15 protein-coding genes are annotated in these 16,576 nt (G+C 44.2%); 4 read left to right on the top strand and 11 right to left on the bottom strand.

What is annotated here, in order from left to right; genetic code table 11:
• Entirely contained in the window at positions 1-1,356 is a 1,356-nt protein-coding gene (locus H6760_02105; protein USN53940.1) for a PEGA domain-containing protein, read from the bottom strand.
• An 80-nt stretch (positions 1,357-1,436) separates the two neighbouring features.
• Between H6760_02105 and murA the strand changes: the two genes are divergently transcribed.
• The 4 genes from murA to H6760_02085 all read left to right on the top strand — a co-directional run bounded on the left by murA (position 1,437) and on the right by H6760_02085 (position 6,094).
• Positions 1,437-2,690, top strand: a complete 1,254-nt coding sequence (murA, locus tag H6760_02100; protein ID USN53939.1) for a UDP-N-acetylglucosamine 1-carboxyvinyltransferase — start codon at positions 1,437-1,439, stop codon at positions 2,688-2,690.
• Positions 2,690-3,925, top strand: coding sequence for a S41 family peptidase (locus tag H6760_02095; protein ID USN53938.1), 1,236 nt, complete (start codon positions 2,690-2,692; stop codon positions 3,923-3,925). Before murA ends, H6760_02095 begins: the two co-directional genes overlap by 1 nt.
• Positions 3,926-4,007: 82 nt before the next feature.
• The gene (rplI, locus tag H6760_02090; GenBank protein USN53937.1) at positions 4,008-4,454 is read left to right on the top strand and encodes a 50S ribosomal protein L9; all 447 of its coding nucleotides are present in this window, start codon (positions 4,008-4,010) and stop codon (positions 4,452-4,454) included.
• Positions 4,451-6,094 (top strand): CTP synthase, encoded by a 1,644-nt coding sequence (locus H6760_02085; protein USN53936.1) that lies wholly within the window; start codon positions 4,451-4,453, stop codon positions 6,092-6,094. The genes rplI and H6760_02085 overlap by 4 nt, the downstream gene beginning before the upstream one ends.
• A 31-nt stretch (positions 6,095-6,125) precedes the next feature.
• On the opposite strand, the gene rpmA is transcribed toward H6760_02085, so the two are convergent.
• From rpmA to tadA, 10 genes are all read right to left on the bottom strand, one after another.
• Positions 6,126-6,404 (bottom strand): 50S ribosomal protein L27, encoded by a 279-nt coding sequence (gene rpmA / locus H6760_02080; GenBank protein ID USN53935.1) that lies wholly within the window; start codon positions 6,402-6,404, stop codon positions 6,126-6,128.
• 64 nt (positions 6,405-6,468) lie between these two features.
• Positions 6,469-6,744, bottom strand: coding sequence for a hypothetical protein (locus H6760_02075; protein ID USN53934.1), 276 nt, complete (start codon positions 6,742-6,744; stop codon positions 6,469-6,471).
• A gap of 4 nt (positions 6,745-6,748) precedes the next feature.
• Positions 6,749-7,300: a hypothetical protein gene (locus H6760_02070; protein ID USN53933.1), complete on the bottom strand. Its 552-nt coding sequence runs from the start codon at positions 7,298-7,300 to the stop codon at positions 6,749-6,751.
• The gene (locus H6760_02065) at positions 7,297-7,857 is read right to left on the bottom strand and encodes a PilN domain-containing protein (GenBank protein ID USN53932.1); all 561 of its coding nucleotides are present in this window, start codon (positions 7,855-7,857) and stop codon (positions 7,297-7,299) included. The genes H6760_02070 and H6760_02065 overlap by 4 nt, the downstream gene beginning before the upstream one ends.
• Positions 7,854-8,903: a pilus assembly protein PilM gene (gene pilM / locus H6760_02060; protein ID USN53931.1), complete on the bottom strand. Its 1,050-nt coding sequence runs from the start codon at positions 8,901-8,903 to the stop codon at positions 7,854-7,856. Before pilM ends, H6760_02065 begins: the two co-directional genes overlap by 4 nt.
• A 1-nt stretch (position 8,904) precedes the next feature.
• Positions 8,905-10,764, bottom strand: coding sequence for a hypothetical protein (locus H6760_02055; GenBank protein USN53930.1), 1,860 nt, complete (start codon positions 10,762-10,764; stop codon positions 8,905-8,907).
• Positions 10,764-11,342: a hypothetical protein gene (locus H6760_02050; protein ID USN53929.1), complete on the bottom strand. Its 579-nt coding sequence runs from the start codon at positions 11,340-11,342 to the stop codon at positions 10,764-10,766. The genes H6760_02055 and H6760_02050 overlap by 1 nt, the downstream gene beginning before the upstream one ends.
• 20 nt (positions 11,343-11,362) lie before the next feature.
• Positions 11,363-13,570: a type II secretion system protein gene (locus tag H6760_02045; GenBank protein ID USN53928.1), complete on the bottom strand. Its 2,208-nt coding sequence runs from the start codon at positions 13,568-13,570 to the stop codon at positions 11,363-11,365.
• A complete protein-coding gene (locus H6760_02040) occupies positions 13,567-14,769 on the bottom strand; it encodes a type II secretion system F family protein (protein ID USN53927.1) in 1,203 nt (400 codons plus the stop codon). The genes H6760_02045 and H6760_02040 overlap by 4 nt, the downstream gene beginning before the upstream one ends.
• A 2-nt stretch (positions 14,770-14,771) precedes the next feature.
• A complete protein-coding gene (gene tadA / locus H6760_02035) occupies positions 14,772-16,499 on the bottom strand; it encodes a Flp pilus assembly complex ATPase component TadA (GenBank protein USN53926.1) in 1,728 nt (575 codons plus the stop codon).
• Positions 16,500-16,576: the final 77 nt, after the last annotated feature.

Here is a 16,576-nt window from a genome sequence, read left to right as displayed (position 1 = left end):
CTAACGAATGTCGTAGCGCGTAAGCAACATTTGCCCACTTCTCAATTCAGAGAAGAGTAGAGATTTACCATCATTACTTGCGCCTATAAAATATTTTCCCTCCGCGCTCTGAATGAGCGTGCTTTGTGATGGATATTCTTGTTTTGTGGTGTACACTTCAATTCTTCCATTGTTAGAAGTATATGCCATGTGTGTGTTGGGCAACCATCCAAAATCTTCAAAGTTTTGACTTGTTCGCGTAAGTAATTGTACTTGTCCGCTTTGCACGTTGACTAAATTAAGCTCGTAGCCATCTGCTACTAATATTTCATCATCATTATTTGGGTTCCAGGCAATTGCATTCACGGAAACAGAAAGCGGTAGGGTAAGTAAGGGGGATCCAGGTGTATTGCGAATGAGGCTCAAGCTTAGACGCCCGGTATGAAGTAGTCCAAACCATTGGTTTTTTTGTTCGAGCAAGGTGTACGCATCATTATCCAGGTCTTGTATTAGTTCAGGCTCGCTTCGAGTTGAATCATATGAAAAAATATGAAATCCGAATGTATCCGAGGCAATAAAGTAGCCGCCGTTCGCATTAGGTAGGAAAGAGCTAACCACATCAGTCGTTATGAGCTCTGATTCTCCGGTAAAGATGTCAAGTCGATAAAAACCATTTGAGGTTTTGTAAAAAAGAAAATCGTCGCTTTGCTTGCTCCACCAAGTCTCCAGTACGTCCTGTTGTAACAAGTCAGTTATATCTCGTGTGCTCGCACTATTGGTGTTTACGAGCAGCCAGATATTTTTTTCGTTCCGGAGCATTTTGAGGAGAATGTAATTTTTTTGCGCGCTCCACTGCAGGTCTTTAATTTCTCCTGCCTCGATATTTTGAATACTTTGCCGTGAAGTACCATTGAGGCTTAATACATGAAGGTTATTTCCTTCCTCAGTCGGTGTGCTTAAGACAATTGATTTATGGTCCCCTGAAAGACGTCCAGCTTCAAATGGTCCTGACCAAAGTTGTGTTTCTTTGGGGGAGGCATAAAAAAGTGGTAAGTCAGAAATAACCGTAGACGCTTTTCCGGCTATTCGAATTTGCGATGACCAAGGTAGATAGTCCGCTTTCTCTATCCGTAGCTTGTATTGACCAGGGGCAACAGTACTAAAGCGAATAGGGGTAGTAGCCCGGAGTTTTTTATCATTGAGAAAAACATCAGCTCCTTTGGGCTGGGATGAAATAACCAGAATTCCAGTCTGATAAATGGAAAAATTGCTAAAATTGACTCTATAGCCACTGGCATAAAACACGAATAATGGTGCCAGGATAATAAAGGCAATTATTGCACTAGTGAAATACAGGCGGCGTACCCTAGGGGTCATCTTTGACGGTTTGGGGGCTTTACGATACAGTATGTATAGCAAAATTTAGTGTAGCAGATTGAACAATACTTCACCAAGAGATGCAATTTACGATTAATGGTGGCCGGACTTTGTCTGGCAGTATTCGAGTGAGTGGTGCCAAAAATGCAGCCCTGAAATTCATGGCAGCGGCGCTTTTGAGTAAAGAGACGTGGACACTAGAAAATGTGCCTGAAATTGCAGATGTGCATAACTTGGCTGACCTACTACGGGCTATTGGTGCTGATGTGCAACATCCACACGAGAATACGTATGTTATTAATGCTAAAGAGGTCCAAACAAGCGAGCTGCCGGCTGACTTATCAGCTAAATTGCGCTCATCTATACTTTGTGTAGCCCCGCTGCTTGCCCGATTTGGTGAGGTGCGCTTCAGTTTTCCAGGTGGTTGCGTTCTTGGTAAGCGTCCCATTGATCTTTTCTTGGATGGATATCGTGCCTTAGGCGCAAAAGTCGAAGAGAAAGATGACGTTTTTCATATCAGCGCTAAAAAAATACAGGGCGGTGAATTTACCTTTCCCTGGATTTCTCATACCGGAACCGAAAGCCTTATTTTAGGGGCGGTGATGGCGCAGGGCACCACCAAGATAATTAACGCTGCTATGGAGCCTGAGGTGGCTTCACTCTGTGAGTGGTTGAATAGCCTAGGCGCAAAGATAGAAAATGTGGGACATCACACCTTAACAATTCACGGCGTCGATAGCTTAGGTGGAGGAAAAACTCGAATTATGCCTGATCGTATTGAAACAGGCACTTTCGCAGTACTAGGAAACCTTATTGGCGAAGAAATAGCCATTACTGATACGCAACCAGAGGATTTAGCGACCTTTTGGACGATGTTAAAGCGAGCTGGTGGGAATTATGAAATAAATGACAGCACGGTACTTGTACATAAAGCAAAGCACTTGCAAGCTCTTGAATTACGAACTCGTGAACATCCAGGGTTTAATACTGATTTACAGCCGCCATTTACTGTTTTACTTACTCAGGCTAGCGGAATGAGCCTTGTTCAAGAAGTTATTTATGAAGGCCGACTTTTCTACACCGACATTTTGAATCGTATGGGTGCAAAAATCATTATGGCTGATCCCCACCGTGTGGTGGTCGAAGGTCCTACGCCACTGGTTGCGAAAAAAATGGAGTCACCTGACATTCGAGCTGGTATGGCTTTGGTTATCGCCGCTCTTATCGCAAAAGGAAAAAGCGTTATTGATAATGTACAACAGGTGGATCGTGGCTACGAACGAATTGATCAGCGTTTACGTGAGCTTGGTGCGCAGATTGAGAGGGTCGAGTAATGGATCCGTATAGTTTCCGTAGTGAATCATTGCAAACACGGCAGCGGCGCTTCATTGGAGGGCTACTTTTGCTTGTTATTGGCTTTGGGCTTGGCTGGTGGCTTCGCACGCCCCATCCAGACACTCTAGAAGGCTTCCTAGGCGCTTTAGAGCGCGTTTCTGGATCAAAGAGTAGTACAGCAGTATTCGAAAGCGTCTGGAACACGATAAAGCAGGATTACCTACATCAGCCAGTAACGAATGATGAGTTAATCGAGGGCGCAATTGCTGGAATGGTGAATAGCTTAAGTGATCCTTACACGATTTATTTGAGCTCAGAACAAACAAAGGACTTTTTAGGCGACATCCAGGGAAATTTCGAAGGTATTGGAGCCGAAATAGGCATTAAAAAAGACAGACTAACTGTTATCGCTCCTTTACCAGACTCACCAGCAGCAAAAGCTGGTGTACGAGCTGGGGATGTTATCTTGGCTATTGATGATCAGCCAGCTGACTTTCTTACTTTAACCCAAGCGGTAGATATGTTGCGTGGCGCTAAAGATACCACTGTTCAGGTTACTGTGCAGAATGGTGATGAGGATGCACGAACGCTAACAATTACTCGTGATGCAATTAGTGTAAAAAGCGTTAAAGCTGAGCGCAAAACGCTTGAGAATGGTAAAGAATACGCATTCATAAGCATATCCAGTTTTTCTGACACAACGCAAGCTGAGCTGCACGAGGCGATTAGCGATATGATATTAGACTCTCCAGATGGCATAGTGCTTGATTTACGCAATAACCCGGGTGGTTATTTACAGGCAGGGATAGATGTCGCGAGCGTATTTCTCAATGAAGGCGATACAGTGCTTTTTGAAGAAAAAGGGGATGGCCAGCGCATAAGTTATTCGACCACTGGTAAGCATGAATTAAAAGACCTCCCTGTTGTCGTTTTGGTAAATGAAGGTACAGCCTCAGCGGCTGAGATTGTTGCCGGGGCATTACGGGATGATGACGGCTCTCAATTGGTTGGTGTTACTACTTTTGGAAAAGGCTCTGTCCAGGACTTTATCCAGTTAGAGAACGGGGCAAGTGTAAAGATTACGGTTGCACGCTGGTTAACTCCGAATGGGACCTCGATTGATCAATCAGGCCTAGATCCTGATCAAAACGTTGAGCTCACCCAGGACGATTATGATAATGACCGGGATCCGCAATTAGAGGCGGCCCTCCAGACACTTTTTCCTAGTGAGTAGTAAAAAGGCTGCGAAATAGCCTAAATAGCGCGAAGCTTTTTCAGATTGCACATCATGTGCTAAAATGCGCATGAATTCAAGTATGGACGTTATCCTCATAGCTTCAGTACCAGGGCTTGGAAAAGCCGGGGAAATTCACCATGTGAAGCCCGGATATGCCCGCAACTTTTTGTTTGCGAGGAATTTAGCCAAGGTGGCATCACCAGAAGCGATTGCTCAAGCAAAGGAGAAGGCGAAGAAGCAAAAAGATGAGGAAGTAAAAAACCATGCTCAACTGAAAAAGCTCCAGCAGGCCATAGAAAAAAGCTCCCTTGAACTGCTTGCAAAAGGAAATAGCGACGGCACTTTATACGGCAGCTTAGGGGCACAAGATATACGTAAGGCTTTACAAGAAAAGCTTACTCTTCGGGTGCCTGAACATTTCCGTATTACTCCAGAGCATCTTAAAAATGCTGGCGAGCAAAATATTGATTGGCAAATTAACTCCCTCAAAGGGTCGCTTCATATTATTATTAAGGTCCAGCAATGAGCACATCAAAAAAATCCACCAAGTATGTTTTTATAATGGGAGGCGTGCTCTCTGGCTTAGGTAAAGGTGTTGCCACCTCATCGATCGGACTTTTATTGCAGCGTAAGGGTTATCGCGTTACCTCACTTAAAATAGATCCCTACGTTAATGTTGACGCAGGTACTATGAATCCGACTGAGCATGGGGAAGTTTTTGTTACCAAGGATGGCATGGAAACGGATCAGGACATTGGAAATTACGAACGTTTTTTGAATACTGAGCTTACCAAGACAAACTACATGACCACGGGCTCGGTTTACCTGTCACTCATCCAGGCTGAGCGTAATTTGGCTTTTGGAGGCAAGCAGGTAGAGGTTGTGCCACACGTTCCAAATGAGGTCATTCGCCGCATCCGTGAAGCAGTGAAGAAGAGTAAGGCTGAGATTGCACTTATTGAAATTGGCGGAACAGTTGGCGAGTATCAGAATTTGCTTTTCCTAGAAGCTGCTCGCATGTTAAGCCAATTGCAGCCAGGTGATGTGCAGTACGTACTAGTAAGCTATCTCCCTATTCCTGGAAATCTAGGAGAAATGAAGACGAAGCCAACGCAATATGCGGTGAGAACGCTTAATTCAGCAGGTATACAGCCGCATTTTATTTTGGCTCGAGGCTCACATGCACTTGATGCTCCACGCAGAGAGCGCATAGCCATGAACACAGGCGTTCCGGCCAAGGATATCATTTCCGCGCCTGATGTATCGAGTATTTACCAGATTCCTTTGAATTTCGAAAAGGAGCATTTGGCAGATAAGATATTAAATAACTTTGGCTTAAAAGCCCGCAAGAATGATTTAGCAGATTGGAAGTCCCTAAATCGAAAAATCGAGAATCCGAAGAAAAAGGTGAGAATTGGTATAGCTGGTAAGTACTTTGGTAGCGGCGATTTCACCCTGCTCGATGCATATATATCAGTTATTGAGTCAATTAAGCATGCCGCTTGGGCAGTACATGCCAAGCCTGAAATTGTTTGGATAGATTCGAGCGAATTTGAAAAAAATAGCTCAAAACTGCGTGGACTTGATAAGCTTGATGGATTAATTGTTCCGGGTGGATTTGGCAGTAGGGGTATTGAGGGAAAAATAAAAGCGATTCAATATGCTCGAGAGCATAAAATCCCGTATTTTGGTCTTTGCTATGGCATGCAATTAGCTGTAGTGGAATTTGCTCGCCACGTATTAGGGTGGAAGGATGCAAATACCACGGAAATTAATCCAAAAACGTCACATCCAGTCATTCATATACTGCCGGAGCAAGAGGAAAAGCTAAAACACAAGGATTACGGCGGTTCAATGCGCTTGGGTGAATATCCTTGTAAGCTAAAAAAGGATAGCGTAGCGGCAAAAGCGTATGGAACGCAAAAAATACTTGAGCGACATCGTCATCGCTACGAATTGAATAATGAATACCGACCTGAATTAGAGAAAGCTGGATTGCTTGTCTCTGGTACCTATACGCAAAAGGACTTGGCAGAGATTGTAGAATTACCCGGGCACCCATTCTTTGTTGGAGTGCAATTTCATCCAGAATTTCTGACTCGACCTACCCAGGCTCACCCCTTGTTCGCAGCGTTTGTCCGGGCATGCTTGGCAAAACAAAAATAGCCCGTCGGACTACCTTTGCTTTTGCTATCAGTTATTCAGCCTGAATAGAAACGTAACGTCGAGCAACTAACTTGTTATTAAACAGGCGGACTTTGCGCTGTTTTACTTGCACTGTTCCGCTGGTAACAGCGTACAGAGTATCATCATTGCCTCGTCGGACGTTTACTCCAGGGCGGAGGTGAGTGCCACGTTGACGTACAAGTACTTCACCAGCACGGACACGCTGTCCACTAAAACGCTTCATTCCTAGTCGTTGACCAGCGGAATCGCGTCCTAGCGAAGTGGAACCTCCAGATTTAGTATGGGCCATAGGTCACAAATAAGTGCTAACTTGAGGGAAACTATCACATATACTGTATTTTCGTCAAGTTTTCCTAACGATGAAATATATCAACCGCGTTTGCGGGCTTAGGGGCCGCTCTCCATTCTTGATCTCTGATAATAAGGTCGTCGTATTCACTCGTTAGAATCTTGGTTTGCTTTCGTTCAGTGAGAATAGAGTCAAGCGATTGAGGTTGAATAAGGGTTTGATAAATGTTGCTATAGAGGAAGAAACCAAGTGCGCCTACCAGCACCAGGACAAAAAGACTCAGTAAGAGACCGTGGAAACGTTTTGTGGCTTGTGAGAGTGAGGAGAGAGAAAGTGTCATAGTATTATTCCTTCCAGAAGGTAGACGCCTCGAGACTGAGCGTCACTGCGTTACCCGTGTCTGTATCTGATTGGCTGCGGTTATTAGCCGCACTAGGGGAGAAGCTGACGTTCTCTATCTGAAGGAGCCAATTTAAGCGTTCAATTTCATGAATAAAGCCAAGCACCTCACTGAAGCTGCCAATGGCTGACAAGCTAAGCGCCCCTTCCTTTTTTTGTGCGCTAGGCTGGTCAAAGCTTTTTACATCCAATACAACGTTTGAAGCGGAGGCGGTAGATTCTAGCTGGGTGAGGAAATCAAGTGCAGTGGCAGGGCTGATAAGGCGATCCTGCAGAGTATTAATTTTGCCCTCTAGCTCTCCGCTACGTTGGATAAGATCATTGGATCGCTCGGTGAGTTGATTTGTCTCAGCCTGAGTGACGCGACGTTCTGTTATTGTTTTTTTACTTCCTTCAATATTTTGCCAGCTTGGTAAAATGATGAGTAGCAGCAAGGCGAGTGAAATACCAAGCTCGACTATAATGAAAACTCGAGTTTTTTGTCCGGCTAGTTTCATTTGCTTATGTTAAAAAACTCATCGGTTAAATCAGTCTGCAGCGTAAAGCGGATATTTTCCCGGCTAAGTAGATCTGTAATTGGTAATTCCACGCTCTCAAACCATCCAGTGTTTGCTAGTGCATCACGTAGGGAAAGGTAACTATCACGGTTGCTTGCGCTGCCAGCTAAGGTAAGCTGTTTTGCATTCATATTTAAGCTAAGTTGATCTACTTTTATTCCTGTGGGAATTATCTTACTAATTTCAGCAACACGATCACTGAGGGGAAAGATGAGTTCTGTCTCTTCACTAAAAAACTTTACTAGAGTATTAAACTCACGCACCTTTGATTCAGCGGCAGTAGTTTGCTGCACGAGTTCGGTTTGCTGGGTGGATTGGATTTCATCGTCAAGTTGTTGAATGCGTACATGAAGGAGCTGGTTGGTACCCCAAACAAGTCCGGAAATGAGTCCAACGCTTAATACAATAAGCAGAGACGTGTGCTGAAAACGCAACTCTTGATAAGCTCTTTGGAGGGCCTGGCGATCTTCTTGAAATAGAAAGTTAAGTGATTTCATGCGAGTTCGTGCAAAGCTAATCCTAAGACCGTAGCAGAGGACTGCAGATCAAGCGATGTAAGCTCCTTCTGTGGTATCTCAAGCTGATATCGCTCACCAGGTAAGCCTGGCTGAATTGGTATGCGCAGCTCTTCCTGTAGGTATTCAGCTAGGCCAGGCAGTGAGCTCATTTCTCCGGTTACTAGCATGGTGCTGATGTTATGCACCGGAGCGGGTAAGTGGCTACTTGAGTACTCTTTTATTTGTTCAATATGTTCCATTAAGGCACTTATTTCAGGAAGAAGTGCGCGTCGCACCTCGCCTTTTCCTTCTTTGGCTTGTAATCCGAATAACTGAGCAGCCTTCCGTGCCTTATCAGCATTTAAATCAAGCTTTTTACTGAGTAGACTGATAATCGATTCACCTGAAAAAATAGGCGTAGAGGATGAAAAATATACTACGTTTTTATTTACGATAAAGATAGTAAGGAGCTTTTGTCCAAAGTGCAGCACCATGGTTGGGGTTTGTGCGTCATGTGAGGTCAGTAGAGCGCGCGCTATGGATGATGACTGAGGCTCTAGAGCGACTGGAATAAGATTCGCCGATCGAAGTACCTGAGTATACGCAGCAATTATGTTTTTTGGGGCAGCCCCTACAAGGATATAATTTGTTTTTGCGTCTTTATCTACCAAAGTCCAGTCAAGTTGAATATCTTCTAATGGATAGGGGATTTGCTGTAGTGCAGCAGCTTGTACGTCGTCTTTCTCAATACTTTTTTTTGCCGGCAGAGTGATGACTGTGGTAAAAACGTGCTGCTCAGGAATAGCGCATACTACATACTGACTGCTAAAATTTTTCCCAACAGGTGACTTAAGCGCGTTGAGGATAGCTAACTTTACTTGATCAGATTTAAGGATCTCTCCTCGCTCCATTGCGCCGTTTGGTATTTGCGAAAAACCATAAGAAGAAAGAGAGAGCTTTTTTCCATGACGGTGAATCTGTGCCACGCGTATTTCCGTGTCACGTATTTCTAAACCAAAGGCATTTGAGAAATTAGGTAGTGGCATACTATTGTTCTTCCCAACTAATCATAACGTATTCTCCGCTTGTCGGGAATAAGGGGGGAGGACCAAAAATGAGATTATCGTCAAAATACAAATTTCGGTTTTGATATCCAGTGTCGTCAGTGTAGGCAAATCCATATCGCTCATTAGTAGCGATTGAGCCATCAAGTGTGACGGTATCCCTGTGGACATAGTCTCCACATGCATTTGGACTATAGCGGTTATTTGGCAAACCATAGTCGGCATAGTAGGGACGACCCACCCGTCCTTTTTGGGCGATAATCGCAGCATCAATCTCTAAATTATCCTCACTGTAGAAGCCAATATGAAAGTCATTTTGAGCAATAAGCCCTATGGTATCCGTGCCATCTTCATTTGTGTAGTGGAGATCATTATTTACAATAATGTTTGCATTTCCACTGGCCAGAGGCTCCTCTGCGGCAACAATAGTAAGTTTTGCATTATCAATACTTCCATCGATCCAAATATTATCTTCAGCAAAAATTATTCCATTAGCCGGGAAAGGTACATTGAGAGAACTCCCACCTTCGTAAGTAAAATTACTTTGATTTCCAATTGAGAATACATCAGGATAGGCATGCCATGATCCACTGCGGTATAAGCAGCTCGCTTGAGATGTTACACGGCGCATGTCCATTGTCCCGTTCGTTTTTAGTGTTATATGATAGCCCTGGACTCCTGAGGGGGATAAGTATACGCCGCTTGGTTCTTGTGCAGCAGTCTTCAGGGTTGCTAAATCACCCGTGATGCCATTGAAGTCTACTGGGGCAACGGGAAATTCACGTCCACCCTCAAAAACAGTATTAGGATTTGGCTGATGAGTATGTACGCAATCCTCCTGTGGGCCGCTATGATCTGGATCATCATAAGTGCTGCATGCGCTCGTAATAAGTCCATGCGCGAGTCCATCAAAGCGAATGCCATAGTTAGAATGTATCTTGCCAAAGGTTTCTGTGCCTTCACCAAAACGCATAACATCGTTGGCAACAACTGCATACTCAGATAAAGAGGGGATGCCAAAACGCGCAATTATCGTTCGTGTACTTTTTTCACTACTTAATAAGTAGCCTGTAGAGCTCACGGTGGTAATCGTGCTACCTAGGCTAGGTGGTGTCACAGTGATGCTATATCTTCCAATCACATTTCCATCAAAATCAGTATAGGGATGAATAAACGGACCGCTTGAATCGACTGGAGTGAGTGTAATCGTGTACATGGAGAGTGCGCCACTTGCTCCAGAGGCTAGATTACCACCTAAAAGTACGCTGGAGCCAGCTGAGAATTGTTTTTGCCAAACACGCAGCGGAGATGCCCCAGCATCACTTACTTGGATTTGTTGGCCAGAGTCGGTGAATGATCCGCTTAGCCAAGTTGGAGCCGTACCACGATTATCGTAACCAATAGAGACAATAACTGGTCGATTTACCCAAAAGCTCAAAAAGGAATCAGATGTGTCTGCAGCATCAGCTTGTTTTGTCCTTAACCAGAGAGCCTGGTCGAGAGAGGCGGGAATACTAAGTAATGTGGATGTGGCATCGCTATAGTATTGAGAGCCAAGGTCGAGATAGGCTTCGGTATATCCTGCCCGAGAAATATCATCAAGTAAAATATCATCGCCATCGGTATAGTCCTCTGGACTATGTGCTAAATGCCAACGGTAATAATTAATACCCGCCTCCGCAATAGCGTGCACTCGTTCACGATCGGCTGATCGGATAGTTAAACGCTTTTCTGCATTAATTAGGAGAAATCCAGCCGTGAAAATGGAAAGCAACACACCGCTCATCACAATCAGCATGATGAGTTCAACTCCGCTCTGATTTTGTAATCGAGGAATTTTCACTAGAGGTTATCTTTTAAATTTCGAATAGTTGCCGAGGAGACTAATTCAACAGCTTCGGGAGGTGAACCGGGCGTTTCATCAACCTTTAAGGTAAATTGCACATAACGCACATTTGTTGCAGTTACTGGAAAACTAAGTGCAGCTTCACTGCCGGTATAGGTGTCATCATAATAGGCGAAGGTTGGCGTTGCGCCGTTATAAATATCAGTCGCGAGATTACTCACAACTTCATTTGCAGGGAGATACTGGAGAGGAGTGCCGACAGGCTTGATAACACCACGTGATAGCGTGCTTCCGCTCAGCGTGTAGCGAACACGCTCAGTGAGATCATCGCTATCAATATTTGCGTAAAAGATGAATTCATTTGCCGTAGCTGAATTAATTGGATAAGCGCCAAGGGAACTTTCACGCGCACCTCGAATTTCTTTTAACATACGTTCCATTGCACTCCGACCTTTACTCAAGGTTGAGGTGCGATCGTTAAGTTTAAAATAGGATTGGTAGCTTGAGGCAATAAAAGAAAGTACTCCAACCATAATAAAACTAAATATCGCAATGGTAACCGTCACTTCAAGCATGGTAAACCCTTGTCTATTTATCATGATGGATCGAGGTCAACATAATATACGGTATCGCCGGACACATCGACTGAGGAAAGAAATTGCTGATACCCGCTTCTATCAACGGTTATTTGATAGGTATCTGGATCGAGACTGCTAAAAAATACCTGTCCCGGAGGAATACAACCAGCGCTATGCACCAATGATATGGAGCTCAGTGTTGGAGAAGCGCTTTGATTAGCCGTGCTCAGTATAACTTGATAGCGCAAATACTGGTCACCGGTATGACCAGACCACAGTGAGTCACCACTGGTCGTGTAATATGTGCCTGCAGTACCATCAGGGCCTACATAGTTCCATGTTGCATTATCAGTGTTTGTGGCAATTTGAAATTTTACACTTGTGCTACCAACCTCGCTCGGCTGTGCAAGTGGAGCCCAAATTATATTATCAAACGCACTATCCGGTCCAAAATTAAAAGTAGAAGAGATGAGTGTTCCACTTACTCGATACGCTAAATAATTATAACTCAGGGAAAGATCTAAAATTCGAGGAGTCACACTTGTATTTGTGGTACTAAGAGTTGCTCGCCAGCGTAAGTCAGTGCCCTGGGTGCTGAAGGTGTGATTTATCCCAGGAGTAACCGCCTCAAAGTGTGCACCACCATCGGCCGATAGCTCGTAACTAATTGACTGACTATTTAGCTCTTCGGTAACAGTGAGCGTGGCGCTCGTGATAATACCTTCCTCACTGTTAAGCTGTAGCGATGCTAGAGTGCCGGGACTTTGATAATTTCCTAAGTCGAAACTAAGCTCGCCGCGATTACTCACCGTATCCCAGTTAGCTGTGCTAGTTACCGGATCCTTGTATACGTCAGTGGTAAAATCTTCACTAAAATTTCCGTTGCCGGGATCTTGTACAAGGGTAATATCTCCCGCGTTTGTGTCGTCAATATTTCCATCCTGACTAAAGTACATTGTTTCGTCACTATAGTCGGCTTGACCTGATCCACCTGACCAGTCACTTTGCGTTAAGGTGCCTTGTCCAGTCGTTTTTGTTTCGTCAAAGTCAACGCCATCTTCTACGTGTACACTTGCATCGGAGAGAGGTGTTGCAGTGCCTGCCTCTCTCACTGTGATGAGTAGGGTATTTGCTGAATCGGGTACGAGATGGACGTAAACCGTCTGATTACTACTTGGTAATACATTATAAGGCTGACTAATCGTTGTTCCGGCGACATCCAGTCCTTCACTTGGATCAATTAGCTGCGTGTAATAATCCCATTGCAAATCCGACAAACTCAAATGTCCTAGCGCGTCCGTGGTATGTGCTTGATCATAGCGATATACATCAGGTGATGTGCCGTCCAACCAAGCACCACGGAGGTTCAGCTGCACATTTGAAACCGCCGTGCATGTGTCATCTACAGTGTAAAGCTCGAGATTTGCCGTATGGTCCAAAAAGAAGGTTGATTCAGTTACATCACCAGCAATAATTGACGTATCAGGTCGAGTAGGATTGGGATTAGCTACACTCGGCGTAACCGTATAGTCACTGTTATGGCCTGTTTTTGAAACTGTAATTTGATAGCTGTCTAGGGCAGGGGGGAGAGAGGATAAAAGTAAGCGCCCATTCGTTCCAGTGCTGCTGCTAATGTTTATTACTGGAACGGTGGTTGTATTTACTACGTTTACATCAGCCTGACCCACTGCTTGACCTTGGGCGTTTAATACTTCAATGAAGAGAGATCCAGTACCGTCATCTGTTTCAACACCATTCGGTACAATTTGCGTGCTTAAACTGACAGGCGTGTTGCACGGATAATGGCTCCAGCAAACCCTCACCTCGACAAATTTATAGTCGCTCGGTTGCGTATCAGTAGGTTTACCCGCCACAGTGCCAAATGCATCTCCGTCAAAAGGATCGTCAACGTATTTAGGGTACACACTAACCGTAAATGTCAGACCATTACGATTCACTTGTCGAGAGCTAGGCAGCACACCGAGAGGCCAGCCAGTTGTTGTGCCGACATCTGCGTAAGGAAGATTTTCGATGATTTCAATTTCCTCACTTGCTAAGCTAGAAGCAGTTAGTCGGGCGCGCGCAATGCCAAGGGCTTGTAAATTTGAGTAATACATACTCAAAACGGCCGCAAGAATAATAGAAAGTATGCCTAAGCCAACCAAAGCCTCAATCAGAGTGAAGCCTTTAGGAGTTTTTTTGTTTTTTGTTCGCGCTGACTTCAAATGGCTTCGGTGAGTTGATAGATGGGGAGAATAATCGACACCGCGAGAAGCGCGACCGCGCCACCCAGCAAGAGCATGAGTATTGGCTCAATGATAGTCGATAAATTACTCATCGTGTCATCTACATCTGATTCATAGAAGTCAGCAACCTCGTTGGCGATTTGATCAAGAGATCCACTTTGTTCTCCAACTGTTACCATTTGTATGAGAATCGGGGTAAATAAATCAGGATGCTCGCCAAGCACAGTAGCAATTGTTGAGCCAGTTTTTAGTTTTTCAGCTGCTTGTTCTATGGCTAAGCGATACTGACTGTTTGACATTGTCCGAGCAATAATTTGAAAGCTCTCAACAATATGTATATCAGTCTCAAGTAGTGAAGAGAGAGTACGAGTAAGTTGAGCCAAGTGAATTTTTTTCACTATTTGACCAGCTATGGGTAACTTCAAAATAAGCCGATCCATGGTATAGCGCACTTTATTCAGCTTTAGGAGGCGTAAAAATCCGACAACGGCGAGTGCTACGCCAATTGCGATGAGATATCCGTAATGAATCAATACGTCGCTTGTTGTGATGAGAATTTTTGTCGGAAGTGGAAGTTCTACATTACTTTCCTCAAAAACAGTGACCAATTTAGGTACAACAAAGACAGTTACCGCTATGCCTATTGCGACCATAGCAACCACGACAATAACAGGATAGGTGAGCGCGTTTTTTACCTTTGCAACAAGCAAATGATCTTTCTTTAGCTGCACCGCAAGTCGTTTCAGGACCTCCTGCAATTTACCGCTCGATTCACCAGTTGCAATCATGCTCACAAAAACTTCACTAAACACATCTTTGTGCTTTTCTAGGGCTGAGGCAAAGGTTTTTCCAGACCGGACATCGCTGGTCATCTGCGCAATAATCCACTGAAAGCGCTTATTGCTAATTTGCTGCGCGAGAGTTTGCAGGGCAAGACTAAGAGAAAAGCCCGTACGTATCATTACCTCAAGGTTTTGTGTGAAAAAAAGCTTCTGAACAATCGAAACTCGGTTCAAAAGCCTATCCATTACACCTGATTTAGGCGCTTCTTCTTTCAAGCCATTGATTTGCAAGCCCTTGGTCTCAATTTGCGCCTTTGCTTGCTCTTGAGTATCAGCAACAACGCTGCCTTTTACCTTTTTACCCGCTTTTACTCCAGTATACGTAAAAATCGACATGACTATTCCTTAGTAACTCGAAGCACCTCTTCAATAGTAGTAAGTCCCATTTTTGCCTTAATAAATCCGTCTTGCACCATAAGCAACATGCCTTCCTCAATTGCTGCTTTGCGTATTTGATCAGCCGTTGCTTGCTCCATGATCAGTCGTGAAATAGTATCAGATACCTGCAGCACCTCGTAGATACCTATACGACCCTTATAACCTTCAGAATTGCATTGTTTACATCCTTTCCCTCGATAGAAAAGTAATTCATCAAAGGACTGCTTATTCGACATAATAACTCCCTCGGCTTGCAATGCTTTGAGGATAAATTCAACATTAATTTGCTTTTCTAGCTCCTCGATAGATTTCTTGGTTAAGGTGTAGCTCTCAATACAGTTTAGGCAAATTTTTCTTACTAAACGTTGTGCAATCACGACGTTTGTGGTTGAGGCGATTAAGAAAGTTGGCACATCCATTTCAATGAGACGGGGAAGTGCGGTAACCGCATCATTGGTGTGCAGAGTGGAGAGTACTAAGTGTCCAGTTAGAGCAGCCTGTGTCGCCATATTGGCAGTCTCATTATCGCGAATTTCACCAACCATGATGATATTCGGATCCTGACGCAGCAGAGCACGTAAACCATTAGCAAAAGTTAAACCGATTCGAGAGTTGGCCTGGGTTTGATTTACCCGGGGCATGCGATATTCAATAGGATCCTCGACAGTGGAAATATTTACCTTGGGCGTATTTAATATGTTGAGAATCGTATAAAGCGTGGTGGTTTTTCCTGACCCAGTCGGTCCGGTCACCAGAATCATGCCGTGCGGTTTTTTAATATTTGCCTTAACAAGCTCTAACGCACTTTGCTGCAGACCGAGCTGCTCAAGAGTAAGTACCTGAGCTGACTCGTGCAGAATACGTAAGACGATTTTTTCACCATCATACACAGGTAAAATGGAGACACGAAAGGAAACTTTGTGATCGTCAGTATTTATTTTAAAACGACCGTCTTGTGGTAAACGGTGCTCGTCAATTTTGAGATCTGACAAGATTTTTACGCGAGCTACCACGCCATTATGTATTGTTTTCGGCAGGGTCATTACTTCGCGCAAAATACCATCAACTCTATAGCGTACTATGGTATCGTGCTCAGTCGGCTCGATGTGAATATCAGAAGCGCCTTCAAAAATCGCGTATTCGAGTAAGGTATCAACAATCCGTACAACTGGCAGGTCTTCAGCAAGCTTTTTTAGGTCCTTTTCCGAGCTAACATCTTTCTCATCAACCTTGGTAATGTCTTTAAACTCCGCTCGAAGTCCACGATGATACTGTTTTAGTATTTCCCGAATACTACTCGGTGTGGTAATCGCAATTTCTATACGCTGCTGGATGCGGCGTTTTAGGAACTCAGTAATCTGTAGGTCATCTGGATCAAGCATGGCAACTTTAAGTACTTCGCCGCTTCGATCATAAGCCACAACGTTATGCATCTGCACAAAAGGCTCGGGGATTAAGTGCAAAACATCTCCGCGAACTACTTGGTTTTTCAGGTCAACAAAAGGAAGCTTGTAGGTTTTTGCTAAAGCTTCATATAAAATCGCCTCGGAAACTAGATTTTCTTGCACTAACCAATCACGAAGATCGGCGTTCTTATTACGAGCGTCGAGCGTGGCTTTTTCTACTTGTTCTACGCTGAGTATTTTTCCTTTCGTCAGCGCTTCTTTGAGTTTTTCTTCGTGTGACATCCCCCTGACCCCCTAAGTACCTCTTGTGTTTAGATTTTGCGCTTTTGATTATACCAGAGAAGTGCTGAAACGTAAAG

The sequence above is a fragment of the Candidatus Nomurabacteria bacterium genome (assembly GCA_023898465.1).
Taxonomy (GTDB): domain Bacteria; phylum Patescibacteriota; class Patescibacteriia; order HK-STAS-PATE-3; family HK-STAS-PATE-3; genus HK-STAS-PATE-3.
This window is presented reverse-complemented; position numbering and strand designations above follow the sequence as displayed.